Here is a 21,620-nt window from a genome sequence, read left to right as displayed (position 1 = left end):
GAGAGCCGGGCGGCGGGGGCCGGGGGCGAGGCGGCGTCCGGGGAATACCGGGGGCGTGATGTGCCTTTTATCCCGTAGCACCCGCCACACGAACGGGTGAACCGGGTACGTGAGCCCCGCAAATCGAATGTGCGTGCTATAGGCTCGGCGTGCTGCATCCTTAAGACATCGCCGTGGCGCCCCCATACCCTGGGTCGGGGGCTTCGCTCCGCTCCGTCCTGCCCATCGGGAAGGAGCCCGGGAGCGGGCCCGGCGCACCCACCTCTCCTCAAGAAAGGTGCCGACCGGCGTGGCCGACCGTCTCATCGTCCGTGGCGCTCGCGAGCACAATCTCAAGAATGTCTCGCTCGACCTCCCTCGTGACTCCCTCATCGTCTTCACCGGACTGTCCGGGTCGGGCAAGTCGTCCCTCGCGTTCGACACAATCTTCGCCGAGGGGCAGCGCCGCTACGTCGAGTCGCTCTCCTCCTACGCCCGGCAGTTCCTGGGCCAGATGGACAAGCCCGATGTGGACTTCATCGAGGGCCTGTCCCCGGCCGTGTCGATCGACCAGAAGTCGACGTCCCGCAACCCGCGCTCGACCGTGGGCACCATCACCGAGGTCTACGACTACCTCCGGCTGCTGTTCGCCCGCATCGGCAAGCCGCACTGCCCCGAATGCAGCCGCCCGATCGCCCGCCAGTCGCCGCAGGCGATCGTGGACCGGGTGCTGGAGCTGCCCGAGGGCAGCCGCTTCCAGGTGCTCTCGCCGCTGGTGCGCGAGCGCAAGGGGGAGTTCGTCGACCTCTTCTCCGATCTCCAGACCAAGGGCTACAGCCGGGCCCGGGTGGACGGCGCGACGATCCAGCTGTCCGACCCGCCGAAGCTGAAGAAGCAGGAGAAGCACACCATCGAGGTGGTCGTGGACCGCCTCACCGTCAAGGACAGCGCCAAGCGGCGGCTGACCGACTCGGTGGAGACCGCGCTCGGCCTCTCCGGAGGCATGATCATCCTGGACTTCGTGGATCTGGACGAGGACGATCCGCAGCGCGAGCGGATGTTCTCCGAGCACCTCTACTGCCCGTACGACGACCTGTCCTTCGAGGAGCTGGAGCCGCGCTCCTTCTCCTTCAACTCGCCGTTCGGCGCCTGCCCGGACTGCACCGGGATCGGCACCCGGATGGAGGTCGACCCGGAGCTGATCGTTCCGGACGAGGAGAAGTCGCTGGACGAGGGCGCCATCCACCCCTGGTCCCACGGCCACACCAAGGACTACTTCGGACGGCTGGTCGGCGCGCTCGCCGATGCCCTCGGCTTCCGTACGGACATCCCCTGGGCCGGGCTCCCGCAGCGGGCCAAGAAGGCGCTGCTGAACGGCCACCGCACCCAGATCGAGGTCCGCTACCGCAATCGGTACGGCCGCCAGCGGGCGTACACCACCGCGTTCGAGGGCGCGGTGCCCTTCGTCAAGCGGCGCCACACGGAGGCGGAGAGCGACACCAGCCGGGAGCGGTTCGAGGGCTATATGCGCGAGGTGCCCTGCCCCACCTGTGACGGCACCCGCCTCAAGCCGATCGTCCTCGCGGTCACCGTGAAGGAGAGGTCCATCGCGGACGTCTCCGCGATGTCGATCAGCGAATGCGCCGAGTTCCTGCGGACCATGGAGCTGACCGACCGCGAGAAGACCATCGCCGAGCGCGTCCTCAAGGAGGTCAACGAGCGGCTGCGGTTCCTGGTCGACGTCGGCCTGGACTATCTCTCGCTCAACCGGGCGGCGGGCACGCTCTCCGGCGGTGAGGCCCAGCGCATCCGGCTGGCCACCCAGATCGGCTCCGGTCTGGTGGGCGTGCTGTACGTGCTGGACGAGCCGTCGATCGGGCTGCACCAGCGCGACAACCACCGGCTGATCGAGACGCTGGTGCGGCTGCGCGACCTGGGCAACACCCTGATCGTCGTCGAGCACGACGAGGACACCATCAAGACCTCGGACTGGGTGGTGGACATCGGCCCGGGCGCGGGCGAGCACGGCGGCAAGGTGGTGCACAGCGGGCCGCTGAGCGAGCTGCTGGTCAACGAGGAGTCGGCGACCGGCCACTATCTGTCGGGCAAGAAGGCCATCCCGCTGCCGGGGGCCCGGCGTCCCATGGACCCGGAGCGGCAGCTGACGGTGCACGGCGCCCGGGAGAACAACCTCCAGGACATCGACGTGTCCTTCCCGCTCGGCGTGCTCACCGCCGTCACCGGTGTCTCCGGATCCGGGAAGTCCACGCTGGTCAACGACATCCTCTACACCCATCTGGCCCGCGAGCTGAACGGGGCGAAGACGGTTCCCGGGCGGCACACCCGGGTCGCCGGTGACGATCTGGTCGACAAGGTGGTCCATGTCGACCAGTCGCCCATCGGCCGCACGCCGCGGTCCAACCCGGCCACGTACACCGGGGTGTTCGACCATGTGCGCAAGCTGTTCGCCGAGACGATGGAGGCGAAGGTGCGCGGCTATATGCCCGGGCGCTTCTCCTTCAACGTCAAGGGCGGGCGCTGCGAGAACTGCTCCGGTGACGGCACGATCAAGATTGAGATGAACTTCCTGCCGGATGTGTATGTGCCGTGCGAGGTCTGCCACGGCGCGCGCTACAACCGGGAGACGCTGGAGGTGCACTACAAGGGCAAGTCCATCGCCGAGGTGCTGGACATGCCCATCGAGGAGGGGCTGGACTTCTTCGAGGCGGTGCCGACGATCGCCCGCCATCTGCGCACCCTCAACGAGGTCGGCCTGGGATACGTGCGGCTCGGCCAGCCCGCGCCGACCCTCTCCGGTGGTGAGGCGCAGCGGGTCAAGCTGGCGAGCGAGCTGCAGAAGCGGTCCACCGGGCGGACGGTCTATGTGCTGGACGAGCCGACCACCGGTCTGCACTTCGAGGACATCAACAAGCTGATCAATGTGCTGTCCGGACTGGTCGAAAAGGGCAACACGGTGATCGTCATCGAGCACAACCTCGATGTGATCAAGACGGCGGACTGGGTCGTCGACATGGGCCCGGAGGGCGGCAGCGGCGGCGGACTGGTCATCGCCGAGGGCACCCCGGAGGAGGTGGCCTCGGTCCCGGCCAGCCACACCGGAAAGTTCCTGCGGGACGTGCTGGGCGACCGGGTGAGCGACGCGACGGTGCCGTCGGCCCGCACGGGCGGCACGGCGAAGAGGGCGTCCGCCAAGAAGGCCCCCGCCAAGGCGGCGGCCAAGAAGACCGCGGCGAACAAGACCGTGGCCAAGAAGGCCGCCGCCAAGAAGACGGCGGCCAAGTCCACAGCCGCTTCGAAGCGGACGGCCGCCAAGTAAGCCACCGCAAGCCCGCGGTGCGCCGCGCCCTGACCGGGCCCGGCGCACCGCGGGCTTTCCGCGGCTACGACAGCTCGGCGGCGTACGGCGGCTCGGCGCCCGCCCGGGAGCAGGTGAGCGCGGCGGCCCGGGCGGCGAAGCCCAGGACGTCCCGCCAGGCGGCCTCGCCCAGCTTGGCCAGCGCGGGCGCCGACAGCGCGTCATGCGCCGCCAGCCGGTGCAGCAGCGCGGCGTTCACGGTGTCGCCCGCCCCGATGGTGTCCACGACATCCACCCGCTCCCCGGGCACGGCCCAGCGGGATCCGTCCTGGCACAGCACGCTCAGCCCGTCCCCGCCGTGGGTGCACACCACGGCCGCGGGCCCGGCCGCCGCCCACTCCCGTATCGCCGCCTCGACGGCCTCCTCGGACTCCGCCGGGGCGTCCCCGGCACCGGCCAGCCAGCGCGCGTCCTCGACCGACAGCTTGAGCAGCCCGACGTACGGCAGCCAGCCTCGGAAGCGGGCCCGGTAGGCGTCGGCGTCGGGGATGAGCCCGGTGCGGATGTTGGGGTCGAGCGCCGTGAAGACGCCGCGCCCGGCCTCGCGCCGCAGCAGCGCCTCGTACGCGCTCGCGCCCGGCTCCAGCACCAGCGAACAGGTCCCCAGCGACAGCGCGGTGGTCCCCTCCGGCAGGGCCGGGGGCAGCGCGAAGAGCCGGTCCGCGGTGCCCTGCACATAGAAGCCGTAGCCCGCCGACCCGTCGGCGCCGATCGACGCGACGGCGAGGGTGGTGGGCTCCGGGCCGCGCTGCACCAGGGCGGTGTCCACGCCGTCCTGGTGCAGCCGGGACAGCAGCGCCTCGCCGAAGCCGTCCGTGGAGACCCGCGAGCAGAACGCGGTCGGCACGCCGAGCCGCCCCAGCGCCATCGCGGTGTTGTAGGGGCCGCCGCCGCGTGCCGGACGCAGCGCGGGCAGCTCGTCGCCCGTCGCGGCGGGGGCCGCGCGATCGGGCACGAGATCGATCAGGGCTTCTCCGGCGACGACGATCACGAGACGGGGTCCTTTCCTGGGGAGGGGGGTCCTGGGGGCGAGGGACGGTCGGCGGGTTCGGGCGCCGGTTCGGGAGCGCAGCCGCAGGACGTGCGGTGGACGAAGGCGCAGGGCAGCCGCACGGTACGCGGCGGCCGCTCCGGCTGCTCCAGTCGGTCCAGCAGCAGCCGGACCGCGGTGCTGCCGATCTCCCGGCTGGGCTGGGAGATGGCGGTGAGCCCGGGGGAGAAGACATCGGCCCAGGAGAAGTCGTCGAAGCAGACGAGCGCCAGATCGCCCGGTACGGCGCGGCCCGCCGCCCGCAGGGCGCGCAGCGCGCCGATCGTCATCGCGTTGTTGGCGGTGACGATCGCGGTGGGCGGCTCGGCCGAGGCCAGCAGCCGGTGGGTGGCGTCCTCCGCGCCCCGGGCCTCGGAGTGGCCGTCCGCCAGCAGCCCGGGGTCGAACGGCAGCCCGCTGTGGTGCAGTCCGGTGCGGTAGCCGTCGATCCGCTCGGCGGTGGTGCTCAGCCCCGGCAGGCCCGCGACCAGGCCGATGCGGGTGTGGCCCAGCTCGGCGAGGTGGCGGACCAGCTGTTCGAGGTGGAACGCGTTCTCGGCGCCGACCTGGTCGTACGGATGGTCGTGGCCGTCGCCGAGCAGCCGGTCGAGGAAGACGCACGGGACCGAGTGCCGGGTCAGATAGCCGAGCAGCGCGGCGGGCTCCGCGGACGGCGCGACGATCACTCCGTCCACCCGCCGCTCATGGAGCAGCTGGACGACCTTCCGCTCATGTGCCGGGTCGTCGTGCGGATCGGCGATCAGCAGGCTGTAGCCGTGTTCGAGAGCGCTGGACTCGACGCCCTGGAGGATCTCGGTGAAGTACGGATTGCTGATCGCCGAGACGGCCAGCCCGATGGAGCGGGTGCGGGCGGTGACGAGGGAGCGGGCGAGGGTGTTGGGGGTGTAGCCGAGGGCGTCGATGGCGTCCAGGACGGCCTGGCGGGTGTCCGGCCGCACCCGGCGGGTCTCGTTGAGTACGTGCGAGACGGTGGCCACGGACACGCCCGCGCGCCGGGCCACGTCGACCATGGTCGCCATCCGCCCGCCCCTCTCCTCGGTGTGCTGGGGGAACGTGGGGGAACGTATCGCATCCGCGACCCGGCGTAAACGCTTGCGCAAACGTTTACGTCCCGCCCGGGGTCCGCCGGTGAGCGGACCGATCCGTGCCGGTATCGTCGTATCGCAGCCCATTCCGTGCCGCCCTGCCCCGTGGAGCCCCCATGACCAGCCAGCCCGCCTCCCGACGAACCGTGCTGTGCGGAGCGGCGCTGGCCGGAGCCGCCGGGCTCGGGGCGGCGGCCTGCTCACCGGGGGGATCGGGCAAGAAGGCGTCCCCGACCCCCACCGCCCCCGTCGACCTCGGCCCGGCCGACGCCGTCCCGGCGGGCGGCGCGAAGATCTACCGCGAGGACCGGGTGGTCGTCTCCCGGACCGATGAGGGCCGGTACGCGGCGTTCAGCGCGGTCTGCACCCACCGGGGCTGCGTCGTGGACGCCGTCGAGAACGGAAAGATCAGCTGTCCCTGTCACGGCAGCGTCTTCGACGCCCGCACCGGCAAGGTCCTGGAGGGGCCCGCGGTGGCCCCGCTGCCGTCCGTGCCCGTCAGGACGAAGGGCGGAAAGCTCGTTGCGGGGCCGGAGTCCTGAGACACCGCCACTGTCACTGCCCGCCAGTAGGGTGGTGACCATGGCCGACCCGAGCAGCTACCGCCCCAAGCCGGGACAGATCCCCGAGTCGCCGGGGGTCTACAAGTTCCGTGACGCGCACGGCCGGGTGATCTACGTCGGAAAGGCGAAGAGCCTGCGCCAGCGGCTCTCCTCGTACTTCCAGGACCTGGCGAATCTTCATCCGCGCACCCGGACCATGGTCACCACGGCCGCCGCGGTCGAGTGGACCGTGGTCTCGACCGAGGTGGAGGCGCTGCAGCTCGAGTATTCGTGGATCAAGGAGTTCGATCCCCGGTTCAACGTCAAATACCGCGACGACAAGAGCTATCCGTCGCTGGCCGTGACCCTCAACGAGGAGTTCCCGCGGGTTCAGGTCATGCGCGGCGCCAAGAAGAAGGGCGTGCGCTACTTCGGTCCGTACGCACACGCCTGGGCGATCCGCGAGACCGTCGACCTGATGCTGCGGGTGTTCCCCGTGCGCACCTGCTCGGCCGGGGTGTTCAAGCGCTCCGCCCAGATCGGCCGCCCCTGTCTGCTCGGCTACATCGGCAAGTGCTCGGCCCCCTGTGTCGGCCGGGTCAGCGCCGAGGAGCACCGCGAACTCGCCGAGGAGTTCTGCGACTTCATGGCCGGCCGCACCGGCACCTACATCCGCCGCCTCGAACAGCAGATGCAGGACGCCGCCGAGGAGATGGAGTACGAGAAGGCCGCCCGGCTGCGCGACGACATCGGGGTGCTCAAGCGCGCCATGGAGAAGAACGCGGTCGTCCTCGCCGACGCGACCGACGCCGACCTGATAGCGCTCGCCGAGGACGAGCTGGAGGCCGCCGTCCAGATCTTCCACGTCCGTGGCGGCCGGGTGCGCGGCCAGCGCGGCTGGGTCACCGACAAGGTCGAGGCCGTCGACACCGCCGACCTGGTCGAGCACGCCCTCCAGCAGCTGTACGGGGAGGAGCGGGGCGACGCCGTGCCCAAGGAGGTCCTGGTGCCCGCCGTGCCGGACCCGGCCGAACCGGTCTCCCAGTGGCTCAGCGAGCGCCGGGGCTCCCGGGTCGATCTGCGCATCCCGCAGCGCGGCGACAAGAAGGACCTGATGGCGACCGTCCAGCGCAACGCCCAGCAGGCGCTCGCGCTGCACAAGACCAAGCGCGCCTCCGACCTCACCACCCGCTCCCGGGCCCTGGAGGAGATCGCCGAGGCGCTCGGCCTGGACTCGGCGCCGCTGCGCATCGAGTGCTTCGACATCTCCCATCTCCAGGGCGATGACGTGGTGGCGTCCATGGTGGTCTTTGAAGACGGGCTGGCGCGGAAGGGCGAGTACCGCCGCTTCCAGATCAAGAGCTTTTCCGGGCAGGACGACGTCCGCTCCATGCACGAGGTCGTCGGCCGCCGCTTCCGCCGCTATCTGCAGGAGAAGCAGAAGATGGGGGAGTGGGAGGAGACCGACGAGCCCGCCCGGGAGACCCCTGGCGAGCCCGGCGAGCCCGCCCAGGAGGCTCCGGCCCAGGAGACCCCCGCCCAGCAGGCCCCGGCCCCGGAGGCCCCCGTCGAGGAGACCTCCGGCCCCCTCGACGACGACGGCAGGCCCAGGCGGTTCGCGTATCCGCCCCAGCTCGTCGTGGTCGACGGCGGACAGCCGCAGGTCGCCGCCGCCAAGCGGGCGCTGGACGAGCTGGGCGTCGACGACGTGGCCGTCTGCGGCCTCGCCAAGCGGCTCGAAGAGGTCTGGCTGCCCGACGACGACGATCCGGTGGTGCTGCCCCGCAGCAGCGAGGGGCTGTATCTGCTCCAGCGGGTCCGCGACGAGGCCCACCGGTTCGCCATCACCTACCAGCGCAGCAAGCGCGCCAAGTCGATGAAGGCCGGGCCGCTGGACTCCGTACCCGGCCTCGGCGAAAGCCGTAAGCAGGCGCTGCTCAAGCACTTCGGCTCCGTCAAGCGGCTGCGCGCCGCCACGGTCGAGCAGATCTGCGAGGTGCCGGGCGTCGGCCGGAAGACGGCCGAGACGGTCGCGGCGGCGCTCACCGGAGCGGCTCCGGCCGCCCCCGCCGTGAACACCGCCACAGGAGAGATCATTGAGGACGAGGCCGCATCGGCGGCGCCGTCCGCGAACCGGGGGACGAGATCATGACAGAGCACGAGACCCACGGAGACGGAGCGCAGGTGAATACGGGCACGACGGGAGAGTCCGCCGAGGCGGCGGCAGCCATTCCCGAGCTGGTGATCATCTCTGGCATGTCCGGCGCGGGGCGCAGCACCGCCGCCAAGTGTCTGGAGGACCTCGGCTGGTTCGTGGTGGACAATCTGCCGCCCGCCCTGATCCCCACCATGGTGGACCTCGGTGCCCGCTCCCAGGGCAATGTGGCCCGCATCGCCGTGGTGGTGGACGTCCGCGGCCGCCGCTTCTTCGACAACCTCCGCGAATCCCTCGCGGACCTGGCCGCCAAGAGCGTCAAGCGGCGCGTGCTGTTCCTGGAGGCGTCCGACGAGGCCCTGGTGCGCCGCTTCGAGTCCGTGCGCCGCCCGCACCCGCTGCAGGGCGACGGGCGCATCGTGGACGGCATCGCGGCCGAGCGCGATCTGCTGCGCGAGCTGCGCGGTGACGCCGATCTGGTGATCGACACCTCCAGCCTCAACGTGCACGAGCTGCGCGCCAAGATGGACGCGCAGTTCGCCGGTGAGGAGGAGCCGGAGCTGCGCGCCACCGTGATGTCCTTCGGCTACAAGTACGGCCTGCCGGTCGACGCCGATCTGGTGGTGGACTGCCGCTTCCTGCCCAATCCGCACTGGGTTCCCGAGCTGCGCCCCTTCACCGGGCTCAACGAGGAGGTGTCCGGCTATGTGTTCAACCAGCCCGGCGCCAAGGAGTTCCTGGACCGGTATGCCGAGCTGCTGCAGCTGATCGCCGCGGGCTACCGCCGTGAGGGCAAGCGCTATGTGACGATCGCGGTGGGCTGTACGGGTGGTAAGCACCGCAGCGTCGCGATGTCCGAGCGGCTGGCCGCCCGGCTCGGCGCAGAAGGGGTCGAGACCGTCATCGTCCACCGTGACATGGGGCGCGAGTGACGATCCGTAACGGGCGGCTGCGGCGGCTCGTCGGGGCCCGTACGAGCCGGAGCGCGCAGCCCAAGGTGGTCGCGCTCGGCGGCGGTATGGGGCTGTCCGCGTCGCTCGCCGCGCTGCGCCGGATCACCGGCGATCTGACCGCCGTGGTCACGGTGGCCGACGACGGCGGCTCCAGCGGGCGGCTCCGCGACGAGCTGGGGGTGCTGCCGCCCGGCGATCTGCGCAAGGCGCTGGCGGCCCTGTGCGGGGACGACGACTGGGGCCAGACGTGGGCCCGGGTCATCCAGCACCGCTTCATCAGCGAGGGGGAGCTGCACGGACACGCGGTCGGCAATGTGCTGATCGTCGCCCTGTGGGAACAGCTGGGCAATCATGTGGCCGCCCTCGATCTCGTCGGCAAGCTGCTGGGCGCGCACGGCCGGGTGCTGCCGATGTCGGCGGTGCCGCTGGAGCTGCAGGCGTACGTCAAGGGCCATGACCCGGCGCTTCCGGACGAGGTGTCGACGGTCGCCGGGCAGGCCACCGTCGCCCTCACCCCCGGCGAGGTGCAGTCGGTCCACCTGGTGCCGAACGACCCGCCCGCCGTCCCCGAGGCGGTCGAAGCGGTGATGGACGCCGACTGGGTGGTGCTGGGCCCCGGCTCCTGGTTCTCCTCCGTGATCCCGCATCTCCTGGTGCCCGATCTGCTCCGGGCCCTCACCGACACCAAGGCCCGTCGGGTGCTCTCGCTGAATCTCGCGCCGCAACCCGGTGAAACCGATGGCTTCTCCCCGCAGCGTCATTTGGAGGTTTTGGCCCGACACGCCCCTAAACTCGCCTTCGACGTGGTGCTGGCCGACGAGGCCGCCGTCCCCGACCAGAGCAGCCTGCGCGATGCCGCCAAGCGACTGGGCGGCACGGTCGAGCTGGCGCCGGTGGCCGCGACCGACGGTTCCCCGAAGCATGACCCGGAGCTCCTGGCGGCCGCGTACGACCGTATTTTTCGGATGCATGGAAGGATCGGCCCATGGCGATGACGGCAGCGGTGAAGGATGAAATTTCCCGGCTCCCCGTCACCCGCACCTGCTGCCGGAAAGCGGAGGTCTCGGCGATCCTGCGGTTCGCGGGCGGCCTGCACCTGGTGAGCGGGCGCATCGTGATCGAAGCGGAGCTGGATACGGGCATCGCGGCCCGCAGGGTCCGCAAGGACATCCTGGAGATCTTCGGGCACTCCTCCGATCTGGTGGTGATGGCCCCCGGAGGGCTGCGTCGCGGCAGTCGGTACGTGGTGCGGGTGGTGGCGGGCGGTGATCAGCTGGCGCGCCAGACCGGTCTGGTCGACGGCCGCGGCCGGCCGATCCGCGGGCTGCCGCCGCAGGTCGTCTCCGGGGCCACCTGTGACGCGGAGGCCGCCTGGCGCGGGGCCTTCCTCGCCCACGGCTCGCTCACCGAGCCCGGCCGCTCCTCCTCCTTGGAGGTGACCTGCCCCGGCCCGGAAGCCGCGCTGGCTTTGGTCGGCGCCGCCCGGCGGCTGCAGATCGCGGCGAAGGCGCGCGAGGTGCGCGGAGTGGACCGGGTGGTCGTCCGGGACGGTGATGCCATCGGCGCGCTGTTGACGCGGCTGGGGGCGCACGAGTCGGTGCTCGCCTGGGAGGAGCGGCGGATGCGCCGCGAGGTGCGGGCCACCGCCAACCGGCTGGCCAACTTCGACGACGCCAATCTGCGCCGCTCGGCCCGGGCCGCCGTCGCCGCGGGCGCCCGGGTGCAGCGCGCGCTGGAGATCCTGGCGGACGAGGTGCCCGAGCACCTGGCCGCGGCCGGGCGGCTGCGCATGGAGCACAAGCAGGCGTCCCTGGAGGAGTTGGGCGCGCTCGCCGACCCGCCGCTGACCAAGGACGCCGTCGCGGGCCGTATCCGCAGGCTGCTCGCCATGGCCGACAAGCGGGCCCAGGACCTGGGCATTCCCGGTACGGAGTCGACCCTGACCGACGAGATGGCCGAGGGCATGGTCGGCTGACCGGCCACCGCGCACCGCGTTCCGCGCCCCCGGCTCCCCGTGCGGACCCGGGGGCGCGGTGCGTCCGAGGGCCGCGATCCGGACAGTCACACCATCGGATCATCACCGCGAGTCGCTGTTGACATGGTCATGGGCCGACATGAGGCTTATGCGTCTGTGCACCCACACGTCGGAACGACAGTCAGGGGGGCTCATGAAGACACGCAAGGCCGGGAAGACACGCAAGGCCGGATGGAGACGCACGGCCGGACGGAGACGCACGGCGAGAGCCATCGGCTCGATCGCGGCGCTGGCTTCCTTACTCCTCGGAGGACTGGCCGCCACACCCGCGGCCCACGCACAACCGGCGCCCGCCACCGCGGACGAGGCGCTGTCCGTATGGACCGCCCAGGTCACCCGCGCCCAGATCCCGCTGCTGCTGAGGGCGGGCGCGGACGGGACGGAACTCGGCACGCGGGTGCCGAAGAAGGGCGCCGGGCCGGTCGAGCTGTATCTGACGGGCACACAGGCCGCCGCGCTGCGCGGCCAGGGCGTCGCGCTCACCGAGAAGAAGCTCTCCCGGCAGACCCTGGGACGCGTCGAGGCCGCGGGCGACGGCGTCTTCCGCCCGTACAGCGGCGACGGAGGGCTCCGGCAGGAGATCGTCGCCACCGGCCGGGCCCATCCCGGGCTCACCAAGGTGGTCAGCATCGGCAAGACCACCCAGGGCAAGGACATCCTCGCGCTCAAGCTCACCAAGGGCGCCGCGAAGAGCCGCGACGGCAGCAAGCCCTCGGTGCTGTACATGTCCAACCAGCACGCCCGTGAGTGGATCACCCCGGAGATGACCCGGCGGCTGATGCACTATTACCTCGACCGCTACGGCAAGGACGACCGCGTCACCAGGATCGTGGACCGCACCGAGCTGTGGTTCGTGCTCTCCGCCAACCCGGACGGCTACGACTACACCCACCGCGGCCCCGAGACCCGGCAGTGGCGCAAGACCCTGCGGGACAACAACGGCGACGGCCGGATCACCCCGGGCGACGGCGTCGACCCCAACCGCAACTTCCCCTACAAGTGGGGCTACGACAACGAGGGGTCGTCCGCCGACCCGGCCGACGAGACCTACCGCGGCCCCGCCCCCGGCTCCGAGCCCGAGACCAAGGCGCTGGACCGCTTCCAGAAGCGCATCGGGTTCGCATTCGGCATCAACTACCACTCGGCCGCCGAACTGCTGCTCTACGGCGTCGGCTGGCAGGTCGCCACCCCGACCCCCGACGACGTGCTCTACAAGGCGCTCGCCGGAACGCCCGAGCACTCCGCGATCCCCGGCTATCACCCGCAGGTGTCCTCGGAGCTGTACACCACCAACGGCGAGGCCGACGGCCACTCGGCCAACGTCAACGGGATGATGATGTTCACCCCGGAGATGTCGACCTGTCAGACCGCCTCGAACATCGACCCCGACGACGCCTGGCAGCCGCGCGACTGCGCGTCCGTCTTCACCTTCCCGGACGACGAGAAGCTGATCCAGCAGGAGTTCGCCAAGAACATCCCCTTCGCGCTCTCCGTCGCCGAAACCGCCCGGCACCCCGACCGGCCGTCGTCGTCGGTCGGCATGACCGCGCCCGACTTCACCCCGGACGCCTTCACCACCTCCTACGCCCGCGGCGGTTCCCAGGACGTCTCCGTCACCGTCCGCAAGAGCGTCCGCGACAAGAAGCTCGCCTACCGGGTGAACGGCGGGCGCACCCACACCGCGTCCCTGCGGTCCTGGAAGGGCGGCGAGACCTACGGCGGCGAGGACAACCTCCGCTTCGACCAGTACCGGGCCGCCGTCCGGGGCGCGGACCCGGGCGACAAGGTGAAGGTCTGGTTCACCGGCCGTACGAAGGGCGGCGAGCGGACGAAGGGCGGCGAGCGGACCGCGAGCGAGCCGTTCGGCTACACCGTCGCCGAACGGCCCCGCGCCGACACCCTGGTGATCGCCGAGGAGGGCGGCGACGCCCCGGCCCGGCACACCGCCGCGTACACTGACGCGCTCGCCCGGAACGGCCGCAAGGCGGCCGTCTGGGACGTCGCGACCCGCGGAGCGCCGTCCGCGCTCGGCGTGCTCGGCCATTTCAAGACGGTGCTCTGGTACACCGGCGCGCAGAAGCCCGGCGGCGCCACTCTGCTCGCGGTGCGCGACTACCTCAACGAGGGCGGCAAGCTGATCACCACCGGTGAGCAGGCGGGCGGCAGCTCCGTGGTGGGCCCGGCCGACACCGACGACTTCAGCCAGTACTACCTGGGCGCCGACGGCCGCATCGCGGTGCCGTCGCCGGGCGCGTACCAGGGCGGCGGGGCGCTCGACGGCGTCTCCGCGGCGCTCGGCGACGCGCCCGGCAACCCGCTGGACGCCGCGGGTACGTACGCCGTCACCTCCGATGTGCTGCCGCCGGAGGACTTCCCGCAGTTCCGCAGCGCGGGCGCGGGCGCGTACTCCGGCGCGCGCTCCCCGTTCCAGCCCTACGAGGGCGAGTGGATGGCCGCCGCAGTCCACCGGAACAGCTCCTGGATGCGGCTGTCCCGCACCGTCGACCTGACCGGGGTGCGTGCCTCGGACGAGCCGAGCCTGAACTTCCGGCTCAGCTACGACACCGAGCCCGGCTACGACCATGTGATCGCCGAGGCGCACACCGTCGGCGGGGACGACTGGACCACGCTGCCGGACGCGAACGGCGCCAGCTCGGACCGGGTTCCGGCCGAATGCGAGGCGGGTTTCCTGCTGACCCTCCACCCGTTCCTGAAGCGCTATCTGACCGCCGGTGACGACGGCTGCCGCGCCCAGGGCGGCACGGGCGCCTGGAACAGCTTCACGGGCTCCTCGGGCGGCTGGAAGCCGGTCTCCCTGGACCTGAGCGCCTACGCGGGCGGGAAGGTCGAACTGGCCCTCTCCTACGTCACCGACGCGAGCGCCGCCGGGCGCGGCGCCTTCGTCGACAGCACCGCGCTCGTCGTCGGCGGCGACACGCGGGACGGCGAGGGCTTCGAGACGGCGCTCGGTCCCTGGTCGGTGCCGGGGCCGCCGGAGGGCAGCCCGGCGAACGCGGCGGACTGGGCGCGCTCGAAGGAACTGTTCCGCACCGCGGCCGCGGTCACCACGCGGGACACCGTGCTGCTCGGCTTCGGCCTGGAACACGTCAAGGACGCCGCCCAGCGGGCATCACTCGTGGGGAGTGCGCTGCGTGCGCTGCGCCGTTGACAGACGGTGACGAATCGTGACTGAATCGGCGGCCCATGCCCCTTTCCGGTGGTCATGGGCCGCCGACGCCAATGTCACGGACGTTCCGTGATAGCGGTAGGGTCGGAGGCGGTCGGGGATTCCCAAACAGCTCGCCGGCGTCCAGACCGGCACACCAACGAGGAGATCGGTTCGTGACGATCCGCGTAGGCATCAACGGCTTTGGCCGCATCGGTCGCAACTATTTCCGCGCGCTCCTGGAGCAGGGCGCGGACATCGAGATCGTCGGTGTCAACGACCTGACCGACAATGCCACCCTGGTGCACCTGCTGAAGTACGACACCATTCTCGGACGGCTGAAGCACGAGGTCAGCCACACCGAGGACACCATCACGGTGGGCAACCAGACCTTCAAGACCATGGCCGAGCGCGACCCGGCCGCCCTTCCGTGGGGAGAGCTGGGGGCCGACATCGTCGTCGAGTCCACCGGCATCTTCACCAAGCGTGACGACGCGGCCAAGCACCTGGCCGCGGGCGCCAAGAAGGTCCTGATCTCCGCGCCCGCCAAGGACGAGGACATCACGATCGTGATGGGCGTCAACAACGACAAGTACGACCCCGCCCAGCACGACGTCATCTCCAACGCCTCCTGCACCACCAACTGTGTGGCGCCGATGGCCAAGGTCCTCGACGAGAGCTTCGGCATCGTCAAGGGCATGATGACGACGGTCCACGCGTACACCAACGACCAGCGCATCCTTGACTTCCCGCACAAGGACCTGCGCCGCGCCCGCGCCGCCGCGGAGAACATCATCCCGACCTCCACCGGTGCCGCCAAGGCCACCGCGCTGGTCCTGCCGCAGCTCCAGGGCAAGCTGGACGGCATCGCGATGCGCGTCCCGGTCCCGACCGGCTCGGTCACCGACCTGGTGCTGGAGCTGGACCGCGAGGTCACCAAGGACGAGATCAACACCGCCTTCCAGAAGGCCGCCGAGGGTCAACTCAAGGGGGTCCTGGAGTACACCGAGGACCCGATCGTCTCCTCGGACATCGTCAACTGGCCGGCGTCCTGCACCTTCGACTCCTCCCTGACCATGGTCCAGGGCAAGCAGGTCAAGGTCGTCGGCTGGTACGACAACGAGTGGGGCTACTCCAACCGCCTCGTCGACCTGACCGTCTTCGTCGGCGGCAAGTTCTGACCCTGCCGCAATGAGCGAGGAACGGGGCCCGCTACGGCACACGTCGTAACGGGCCCCGTGCCATGATCAAGGAGTCACTCTGTGAAGACGATTGACGATCTCCAGGTCGACGGGAAGCGGGTCTTCGTCCGCGCCGACCTGAACGTCCCGCTCGACGGCGAGACGATCACCGACGACGGCCGGATCCGCGCCGTCGCGCCGACCATCGCCACGCTCCTGGAGCGCGGCGCCAAGGTGGTCGTCGCCTCGCACCTCGGCCGCCCCAAGGGCGCGCCCGACCCGCAGTTCTCGCTCGCCCCGGTCGCGAAGCGGCTCGGCGAACTCCTCGGCAAGCAGGTCGCGTTCGCGACGGACACCGTGGACGACAGCGCCAGGGCCACCGTCGCGGGGCTCGCCGCGGGCGAGGTCGCCCTGCTGGAGAACCTGCGCTTCAACGCCGGTGAGACGGCCAAGGACGACGCCGAGCGCGGTGCCTTCGCGGACCAGCTCGCCGCCCTCGCCGACCTCTACGTGGGCGACGGCTTCGGCGCGGTGCACCGCAAGCACGCCTCCGTGTACGACCTCCCGGCGCGGCTGCCGCACGCCGCGGGCGGTCTGATCGCCACCGAGGTGACCGTCCTCAAGAAGCTCACCGAGGACGTCAAGCGCCCGTACGCGGTGGTCCTCGGCGGTGCCAAGGTCTCCGACAAGCTCGGCGTCATCGACCATCTGCTGGAGAAGGCCGACCGCATCCTGATCGGCGGCGGCATGGCGTACACCTTCCTCAAGGCCCAGGGCCACGAGGTCGGCAAGTCGCTGCTCCAGCAGGACCAGGTCCCGGTCGTCGAGGAGTACCTGCGGCGGGCGGAGGAGCGTGGCGTGGAGTTCGTGCTGCCCGTCGACGTCCTCGCCGCGGACGGGTTCCCGGACCTCAAGACCAAGGCCCCGGCGCATCCGCAGGTCGTCTCCGCGGAGGCCATCCCGGCCGATCTGGAGGGGCTGGACATCGGTCCGGACACCCGCAAGCTGTACGCCTCGAAGCTCGCCGACACGGCCACCGTCTTCTGGAACGGCCCGATGGGCGTCTTCGAGCACCCCGACTACGCCGACGGCACCAAGGCCGTGGCCCAGGCGCTTCTCGACAGCCCCGCCTTCACGGTGGTGGGCGGCGGCGACTCCGCCGCGGCCGTCCGCATCCTGGGCTTCGACGAAACCGCTTTCGGCCATATCTCGACCGGCGGCGGTGCAAGCCTCGAATACCTCGAGGGCAAGACGCTCCCCGGCCTCGCCGCACTGGAGGACTGAACACCGTGAGTGACCGCACCCCGCTGATGGCGGGCAACTGGAAGATGAACCTCAACCACCTCGAGGCCATCGCCCACGTCCAGAAGCTCGCCTTCGCGCTCGCCGACAAGGACTACGAGGCCGTCGAGGTCGCGGTTCTGCCGCCCTTCACCGATCTGCGGTCGGTGCAGACCCTGGTCGATGGCGACAAGCTGAAGATCAAGTACGGCGCCCAGGATCTCTCCGCGCAGGACTCCGGCGCGTACACCGGCGAGATCTCCGGTCCGATGCTCTCCAAGCTGAAGTGCACCTATGTGGCCATCGGCCACTCGGAGCGCCGCCAGTACCACGCGGAGACCGACGAGATCTGCAACGGCAAGGTGAAGGCCGCCTTCCGCAACGACCTCACCCCCATCCTGTGCGTGGGCGAGGGCCTGGACGTCCGCAAGGCGGGCAACCAGGTGGCGCACACCCTCGCGCAGCTGGACGGCGGCCTCAAGGACGTCCCGGCCGAGCAGGCCGAGACCATCGTGATCGCGTACGAGCCGGTCTGGGCGATCGGCACCGGCGAGGTCGCCACCCCCGAGGACGCCCAGGAGGTCTGCGGGGCCATCCGCGGCCGGCTGGCCGAGCTGTACAGCCAGGAGCTGGCCGACAAGGTCCGGATCCAGTACGGCGGCTCGGTGAAGTCCGGGAACGTCGCGGCGATCATGTCGCAGCCGGATGTGGACGGCGCCCTGATCGGCGGCGCGGCGCTGGACGCCGACGAATTCGTCAAGATCGTTCGTTTCCGCGACCAGTGAGTAGGCCCTGAGCCGGGCCTCGTCGTACTCTGTCGGGGGTCGTGGTGGCGCATTTCGCGCCTCCCGGCCCCCGTCTCCCGTAATAAACCGTCCGTAACGAGCCCGAGAGAGTTGGTCCAGCTGTGATCATGGGGTTTTCGATCGCCCTCATCGTCTTGAGCCTTTTGATGATGATGCTGGTGCTCATGCACAAGGGGAAGGGCGGGGGTCTGTCCGACATGTTCGGTGGCGGAATGCAGTCCTCCGTCGGTGGCTCTTCGGTCGCTGAGCGCAACTTGGACCGCATCACCATCGTGGTCGGGTTGCTGTGGTTCGTGGTCATCGTCGTGCTCGGTCTGTTGATGAAGCTCGACTGAGGCTCGACCGGCGTTCGACCGAAGTGCGATCGAGGCCCGATTCCGGCCCGATAACTGACGTACCGTCGTCAGTGCGGCCGATTCGCGGCCTATCATGGGGGTGGCGTCCTCAAGGGCGGGTGTAACTCCTCTCGATGGACGCGCGTTGGGCCTTTCGTAGACTGGGGCGCCGGGCAGCGGGGCCGCCAATCGATGCTTCGCGGCACCATCACGCAGGGAGTTACGACCGTGGCAAGTGGCAACGCGATCCGTGGAAGTCGGGTCGGAGCGGGGCCGATGGGAGAAGCCGAGCGAGGCGAATCGGCGCCGCGCCTGCGCATCTCCTTCTGGTGCTCCAACGGGCACGAGACCGTGCCGAGCTTTGCCAGCGACGCGCAGATCCCGGACACGTGGGACTGCCCCCGCTGTGGCTTCCCGGCCGGCAAGGACCGGGACAACCCGCCGGACCCGCCCCGCACCGAGCCGTACAAGACGCACCTCGCCTATGTGCGGGAGCGCCGCAGCGACGCCGACGGCGAGGCGATCCTCGCCGAGGCGCTCGCCAAGCTCCGCGGCGAGATCTGAGCCGGACCGCGGCCCGGACCCCAGCGACATCGCACGACGACGGCCCGGCCGGGCACCCCTGACGGGGGTGCGCGGCCGGGCCGTTGTCAGTGCCCCGGTCTACCGTCGTCGGCATGCTGATGCGCAAGAGTGGGGAGCGGGCGGCGGTGCCCGCCTGGCGCGGGGGATTCGGGCGGCTGTGGACCGCCGCGGTGATCTCCCGCTTCGGGGACGCGTTACGCGGCGCGGCGCTGCCCTTGCTGGCGGTGTCGCTGACCGATTCGCCGGTGCTGGTGTCGCTCGTGACCGCGTGCGGCTTCCTGCCCTGGCTGCTGTTCGGCCTGCTGGGCGGGGCCGTCGCCGACCGGGTGGACCAGCGGCGGGCGATGTGGATGGTGGACGGGATACGGGCCGTGCTGATGGGCGGATTCGCCGTCGCCGTCTGGCTGGGCCATGCCACGATCGGGCTGCTGCTCGTGCTCGCCTTCGCCCTCACCACCCTGCAGACCCTCTTCGACAACGCCGCGACGGCCCTGCTGCCGACCGTCGTGGACCGGGAGGCGCTGAGCCGGGCCAACGCCCGGCTGATGACCGGGCAGGAGGTCATGGGCCGGTTCGTGGGCGCCCCGCTGGTGCCCGTGCTGCTGGGGCTGGGCGCCGCCATGCCGTACGCGGCGGACGCGGCCACCTATCTCCTCGCCGCCCTGCTCGTCGCCTCGCTCGGGGCCGCCGCCCCGGACCGCGCCCCGCGCCCGTCGGGCGGATCGCTGCGCCGTGACATCGCGGAGGGCATCGGCGTGCTGTGGCGGGACCGGCTGCTGCGGTCGCTGTGCGTCTCCACCACGCTGTGCAACATCGGCATCGGCGCGCTCATCGCCACCCTGGTGCTCCACATCACCGGCTGGCTGGGCGCCGGGGACGCCGGGTTCGCGGTGGCCATCACGGCGTACGGGATCGGCAGCGTCACCGGGGGCCTGGTGGCCGCGAGGGTCACCGAACGGCTGGGGGAGTTCCGCGCACTGCTGCTGTGCGGGGCCGTGCAGACCGGTGCCCTGGTCGCGCTCGGCACGATACGGAGCCTCCCGGTCGCCGTCGCCGCCATGGGGGTGTTCGGCTTCGCGGGGATCATATGGAACGTCACCGAGGTGACGATGACCCAGCGGCGCAGCCCCGCCGACATGCTGGGCCGGGTCAGCTCCGCCTTCCGCACGGTGTCGATCGCGGGATCCCCGGTCGGCGCGCTGCTCGGCGGGGTGACGGCCGCCGCCTGGGGGCTCAACACGCCCGCCCTGATGTGCGCCGTGCTCCTGGCGGGCGGGGTGCTGGCCCTTGTTCCTGGAATGCGGTCCGTCATCAATTAGGTTGGTGCGCAACGGGGGCCAGGCACCGATGAGAAGTGGGCTGATGTCCGAGATGAACGCAGAAGGCCGCACCAGGCTCGATCAGCTGCCCGAGTGGAGCGCACTGGCCGAGCACCGCAAGGCGCTGGGCGACGTGCACCTGCGCGAGCTGTTCGCAGGCGACCCGGAGCGCGCGAGCAGGCTCACGCTCCAGGTCGGCGACCTCCATGTCGACTACTCCAAGCACCTGGTGACGGACGAGACGCTGCGGTTGCTGCGCGAGCTGGCGCGGGCGACCGGGGTGACGGCGCTGCGGGACGCGATGTTCCGCGGCGAGAAGATCAACACCACCGAGAACCGCGCGGTGCTGCACACCGCGCTGCGCGCCCCCCGCTCGGCGGTCATCACGGTGGACGGCGAGGACGTCGTTCCCGAGGTGCACGCGGTCCTCACCAAGATGAGCGTGTTCGCCGACCGGATCCGGGCCCGGGACTGGCACGGCCACACCGGCAAGCCCATCAAGAACATCGTCAACATCGGCATCGGCGGCTCCGACCTGGGCCCGGCGATGGCGTACGAGGCGCTGCGCGCCTATACCGACCGCGAGCTGGTGTTCCGCTTCGTCTCCAACGTGGACGGCGCCGATCTCCATGAGGCGGTGCGCGACCTCGACCCGGCGGAGACGCTGTTCATCGTCGCCTCCAAGACCTTCACCACCATCGAGACCATCACCAACGCCGTCTCCGCCCGCGAGTGGCTGCTGAGCGGGCTCGGGGCCGGTGAGGAGGCCGTCGCCAAGCACTTCGTGGCGGTGTCGACCAACGCGGAGAAGGTCGCGGAGTTCGGCATCAACACCGACAACATGTTCGAGTTCTGGGACTGGGTCGGCGGGCGCTATTCGTACGACTCGGCCATCGGGCTCGCCCTGATGGTCGCCATCGGCCCGGACTGCTTCCGCGAGATGCTGGCCGGTTTCCATCTGGTGGACGAGCACTTCACCACCGCCCCGCCGGAGCAGAACGTACCGCTGCTGCTCGGCCTGCTGGGCGTCTGGTACGGGGACTTCCACGACGCGCAGGCGCATGCCGTCCTGCCCTACAGCCACTATCTGTCCAAGTTCACCGCCTACCTCCAGCAGCTGGACATGGAGTCCAACGGCAAGTCGGTGGACCGGGAGGGCGATCCGGTCGGCTGGCAGACCGGCCCGGTGGTCTGGGGTACCCCCGGCACCAACGGCCAGCACGCCTACTACCAGCTGCTCCACCAGGGCACCAAGCTGATCCCGGCCGATCTGATCGGCTTCGCCAAGCCGGTGGAGGATCTGCGGCCCGGGCTGGTCGCCCAGCACGATCTGCTGATGGCCAACCTCTTCGCCCAGGGGCAGGCGCTGGCCTTCGGCAAGACTCCGGAAGAGGTCGCCGCCGAGGGCGTGCCCCCGGAGCTGGTGCCGCACAAGACCTTCCAGGGCAACCGCCCCACCACCACCCTGCTCGCCTCCGAGCTGAGCCCGTCCGTGCTCGGCCAGCTGATCGCGCTCTATGAGCACAAGGTGTTCGTCCAGGGCGCCATCTGGAACATCGACTCCTTCGATCAGTGGGGCGTCGAGCTGGGCAAGGTGCTCGCCAAGCGGGTCGAGCCCGCGCTGACCGAGGGCGCCGAGGTGCCGGGGCTCGACGCCTCGACGGCCCGCCTCGTGGCGACGTACCGCGCGCTGCGCGGCCGCTGAGCCGCCCACCCTCCGTACAACAGCGATCCCCCGTGCGCTCCGCGCGCACGGGGGATCGGCTGTCGT

Annotated in this window: 16 protein-coding genes; 14 read left to right on the top strand and 2 right to left on the bottom strand. The window is 70.8% G+C overall.

Annotated elements, in window-relative coordinates; translation table 11 throughout:
* The first annotated feature begins 289 nt into the window (after positions 1–289).
* Positions 290–3,316: an excinuclease ABC subunit UvrA gene (uvrA, locus tag ACZ59A_RS00960; RefSeq protein WP_470951857.1), complete on the top strand. Its 3,027-nt coding sequence runs from the start codon at positions 290–292 to the stop codon at positions 3,314–3,316.
* Between the two features lie 64 nt (positions 3,317–3,380).
* Here the strand turns inward: uvrA and ACZ59A_RS00955 are convergent, their stop codons facing one another.
* Together ACZ59A_RS00955 and ACZ59A_RS00950 are read right to left on the bottom strand one after the other, a co-directional pair.
* Complete coding sequence (locus ACZ59A_RS00955; RefSeq protein ID WP_470951854.1) at positions 3,381–4,346, bottom strand: carbohydrate kinase family protein; 966 nt, start codon at positions 4,344–4,346, stop codon at positions 3,381–3,383.
* Positions 4,343–5,425: a LacI family DNA-binding transcriptional regulator gene (locus ACZ59A_RS00950; protein WP_470951851.1), complete on the bottom strand. Its 1,083-nt coding sequence runs from the start codon at positions 5,423–5,425 to the stop codon at positions 4,343–4,345. Before ACZ59A_RS00950 ends, ACZ59A_RS00955 begins: the two co-directional genes overlap by 4 nt.
* Before the next feature lie 182 nt (positions 5,426–5,607).
* Here ACZ59A_RS00950 and ACZ59A_RS00945 point away from each other — a divergent pair, with 182 nt between their 5' ends.
* The 13 genes from ACZ59A_RS00945 to pgi all read left to right on the top strand — a co-directional run bounded on the left by ACZ59A_RS00945 (position 5,608) and on the right by pgi (position 21,554).
* Positions 5,608–6,033: a Rieske (2Fe-2S) protein gene (locus tag ACZ59A_RS00945; protein ID WP_470951849.1), complete on the top strand. Its 426-nt coding sequence runs from the start codon at positions 5,608–5,610 to the stop codon at positions 6,031–6,033.
* Between the two features lie 40 nt (positions 6,034–6,073).
* A complete protein-coding gene (gene uvrC, locus ACZ59A_RS00940) occupies positions 6,074–8,185 on the top strand; it encodes an excinuclease ABC subunit UvrC (RefSeq protein ID WP_470951846.1) in 2,112 nt (703 codons plus the stop codon).
* A complete protein-coding gene (gene rapZ / locus ACZ59A_RS00935; protein WP_470951843.1) occupies positions 8,182–9,120 on the top strand; it encodes an RNase adapter RapZ in 939 nt (312 codons plus the stop codon). Before uvrC ends, rapZ begins: the two co-directional genes overlap by 4 nt.
* A complete protein-coding gene (locus ACZ59A_RS00930) occupies positions 9,117–10,136 on the top strand; it encodes a gluconeogenesis factor YvcK family protein (protein ID WP_470951840.1) in 1,020 nt (339 codons plus the stop codon). The genes rapZ and ACZ59A_RS00930 overlap by 4 nt, the downstream gene beginning before the upstream one ends.
* Entirely contained in the window at positions 10,127–11,116 is a 990-nt protein-coding gene (gene whiA / locus ACZ59A_RS00925; RefSeq protein WP_009718797.1) for a DNA-binding protein WhiA, read from the top strand. The genes ACZ59A_RS00930 and whiA overlap by 10 nt, the downstream gene beginning before the upstream one ends.
* Positions 11,117–11,309: 193 nt before the next feature.
* A complete protein-coding gene (locus tag ACZ59A_RS00920; RefSeq protein ID WP_470951837.1) occupies positions 11,310–14,345 on the top strand; it encodes a M14 family metallopeptidase in 3,036 nt (1,011 codons plus the stop codon).
* 173 nt (positions 14,346–14,518) lie between these two features.
* Positions 14,519–15,523, top strand: a complete 1,005-nt coding sequence (gene gap / locus ACZ59A_RS00915) for a type I glyceraldehyde-3-phosphate dehydrogenase (protein ID WP_470951835.1) — start codon at positions 14,519–14,521, stop codon at positions 15,521–15,523.
* Positions 15,524–15,604: 81 nt separating this feature from the next.
* A complete protein-coding gene (locus tag ACZ59A_RS00910; protein WP_470951832.1) occupies positions 15,605–16,807 on the top strand; it encodes a phosphoglycerate kinase in 1,203 nt (400 codons plus the stop codon).
* Positions 16,808–16,812: 5 nt separating this feature from the next.
* Positions 16,813–17,589, top strand: a complete 777-nt coding sequence (tpiA, locus tag ACZ59A_RS00905; RefSeq protein ID WP_470951829.1) for a triose-phosphate isomerase — start codon at positions 16,813–16,815, stop codon at positions 17,587–17,589.
* Between the two features lie 128 nt (positions 17,590–17,717).
* Complete coding sequence (gene secG, locus ACZ59A_RS00900) at positions 17,718–17,945, top strand: preprotein translocase subunit SecG (protein ID WP_385445179.1); 228 nt, start codon at positions 17,718–17,720, stop codon at positions 17,943–17,945.
* 228 nt (positions 17,946–18,173) lie between these two features.
* Entirely contained in the window at positions 18,174–18,509 is a 336-nt protein-coding gene (locus tag ACZ59A_RS00895; RefSeq protein WP_009718803.1) for an RNA polymerase-binding protein RbpA, read from the top strand.
* A gap of 113 nt (positions 18,510–18,622) precedes the next feature.
* A complete protein-coding gene (locus tag ACZ59A_RS00890; RefSeq protein WP_470951826.1) occupies positions 18,623–19,849 on the top strand; it encodes an MFS transporter in 1,227 nt (408 codons plus the stop codon).
* A gap of 52 nt (positions 19,850–19,901) precedes the next feature.
* Complete coding sequence (pgi, locus tag ACZ59A_RS00885; protein ID WP_470954547.1) at positions 19,902–21,554, top strand: glucose-6-phosphate isomerase; 1,653 nt, start codon at positions 19,902–19,904, stop codon at positions 21,552–21,554.
* Positions 21,555–21,620 lie beyond the last annotated feature (66 nt).

This window comes from Streptomyces sp. NPDC040405, assembly GCF_055595765.1.
This window is presented reverse-complemented; position numbering and strand designations above follow the sequence as displayed.

Excerpts from the sequence above, each read along its gene's own strand:
- ACZ59A_RS00950 (WP_470951851.1), bottom strand. The coding sequence starts at position 5,425 with ATGGCGACCATGGTCGACGTGGCCCGGCGCGCGGGCGTGTCCGTGGCC.
- ACZ59A_RS00945 (WP_470951849.1), top strand. The coding sequence starts at position 5,608 with ATGACCAGCCAGCCCGCCTCCCGACGAACCGTGCTGTGCGGAGCGGCG.
- uvrC (WP_470951846.1), top strand. The coding sequence starts at position 6,074 with ATGGCCGACCCGAGCAGCTACCGCCCCAAGCCGGGACAGATCCCCGAG.
- rapZ (WP_470951843.1), top strand. The coding sequence starts at position 8,182 with ATGACAGAGCACGAGACCCACGGAGACGGAGCGCAGGTGAATACGGGC.
- whiA (WP_009718797.1), top strand. The coding sequence starts at position 10,127 with ATGGCGATGACGGCAGCGGTGAAGGATGAAATTTCCCGGCTCCCCGTC.
- ACZ59A_RS00920 (WP_470951837.1), top strand. The coding sequence starts at position 11,310 with ATGAAGACACGCAAGGCCGGGAAGACACGCAAGGCCGGATGGAGACGC.
- secG (WP_385445179.1), top strand. The coding sequence starts at position 17,718 with ATGGGGTTTTCGATCGCCCTCATCGTCTTGAGCCTTTTGATGATGATG.
- ACZ59A_RS00890 (WP_470951826.1), top strand. The coding sequence starts at position 18,623 with ATGCTGATGCGCAAGAGTGGGGAGCGGGCGGCGGTGCCCGCCTGGCGC.
- pgi (WP_470954547.1), top strand. The coding sequence starts at position 19,902 with ATGAACGCAGAAGGCCGCACCAGGCTCGATCAGCTGCCCGAGTGGAGC.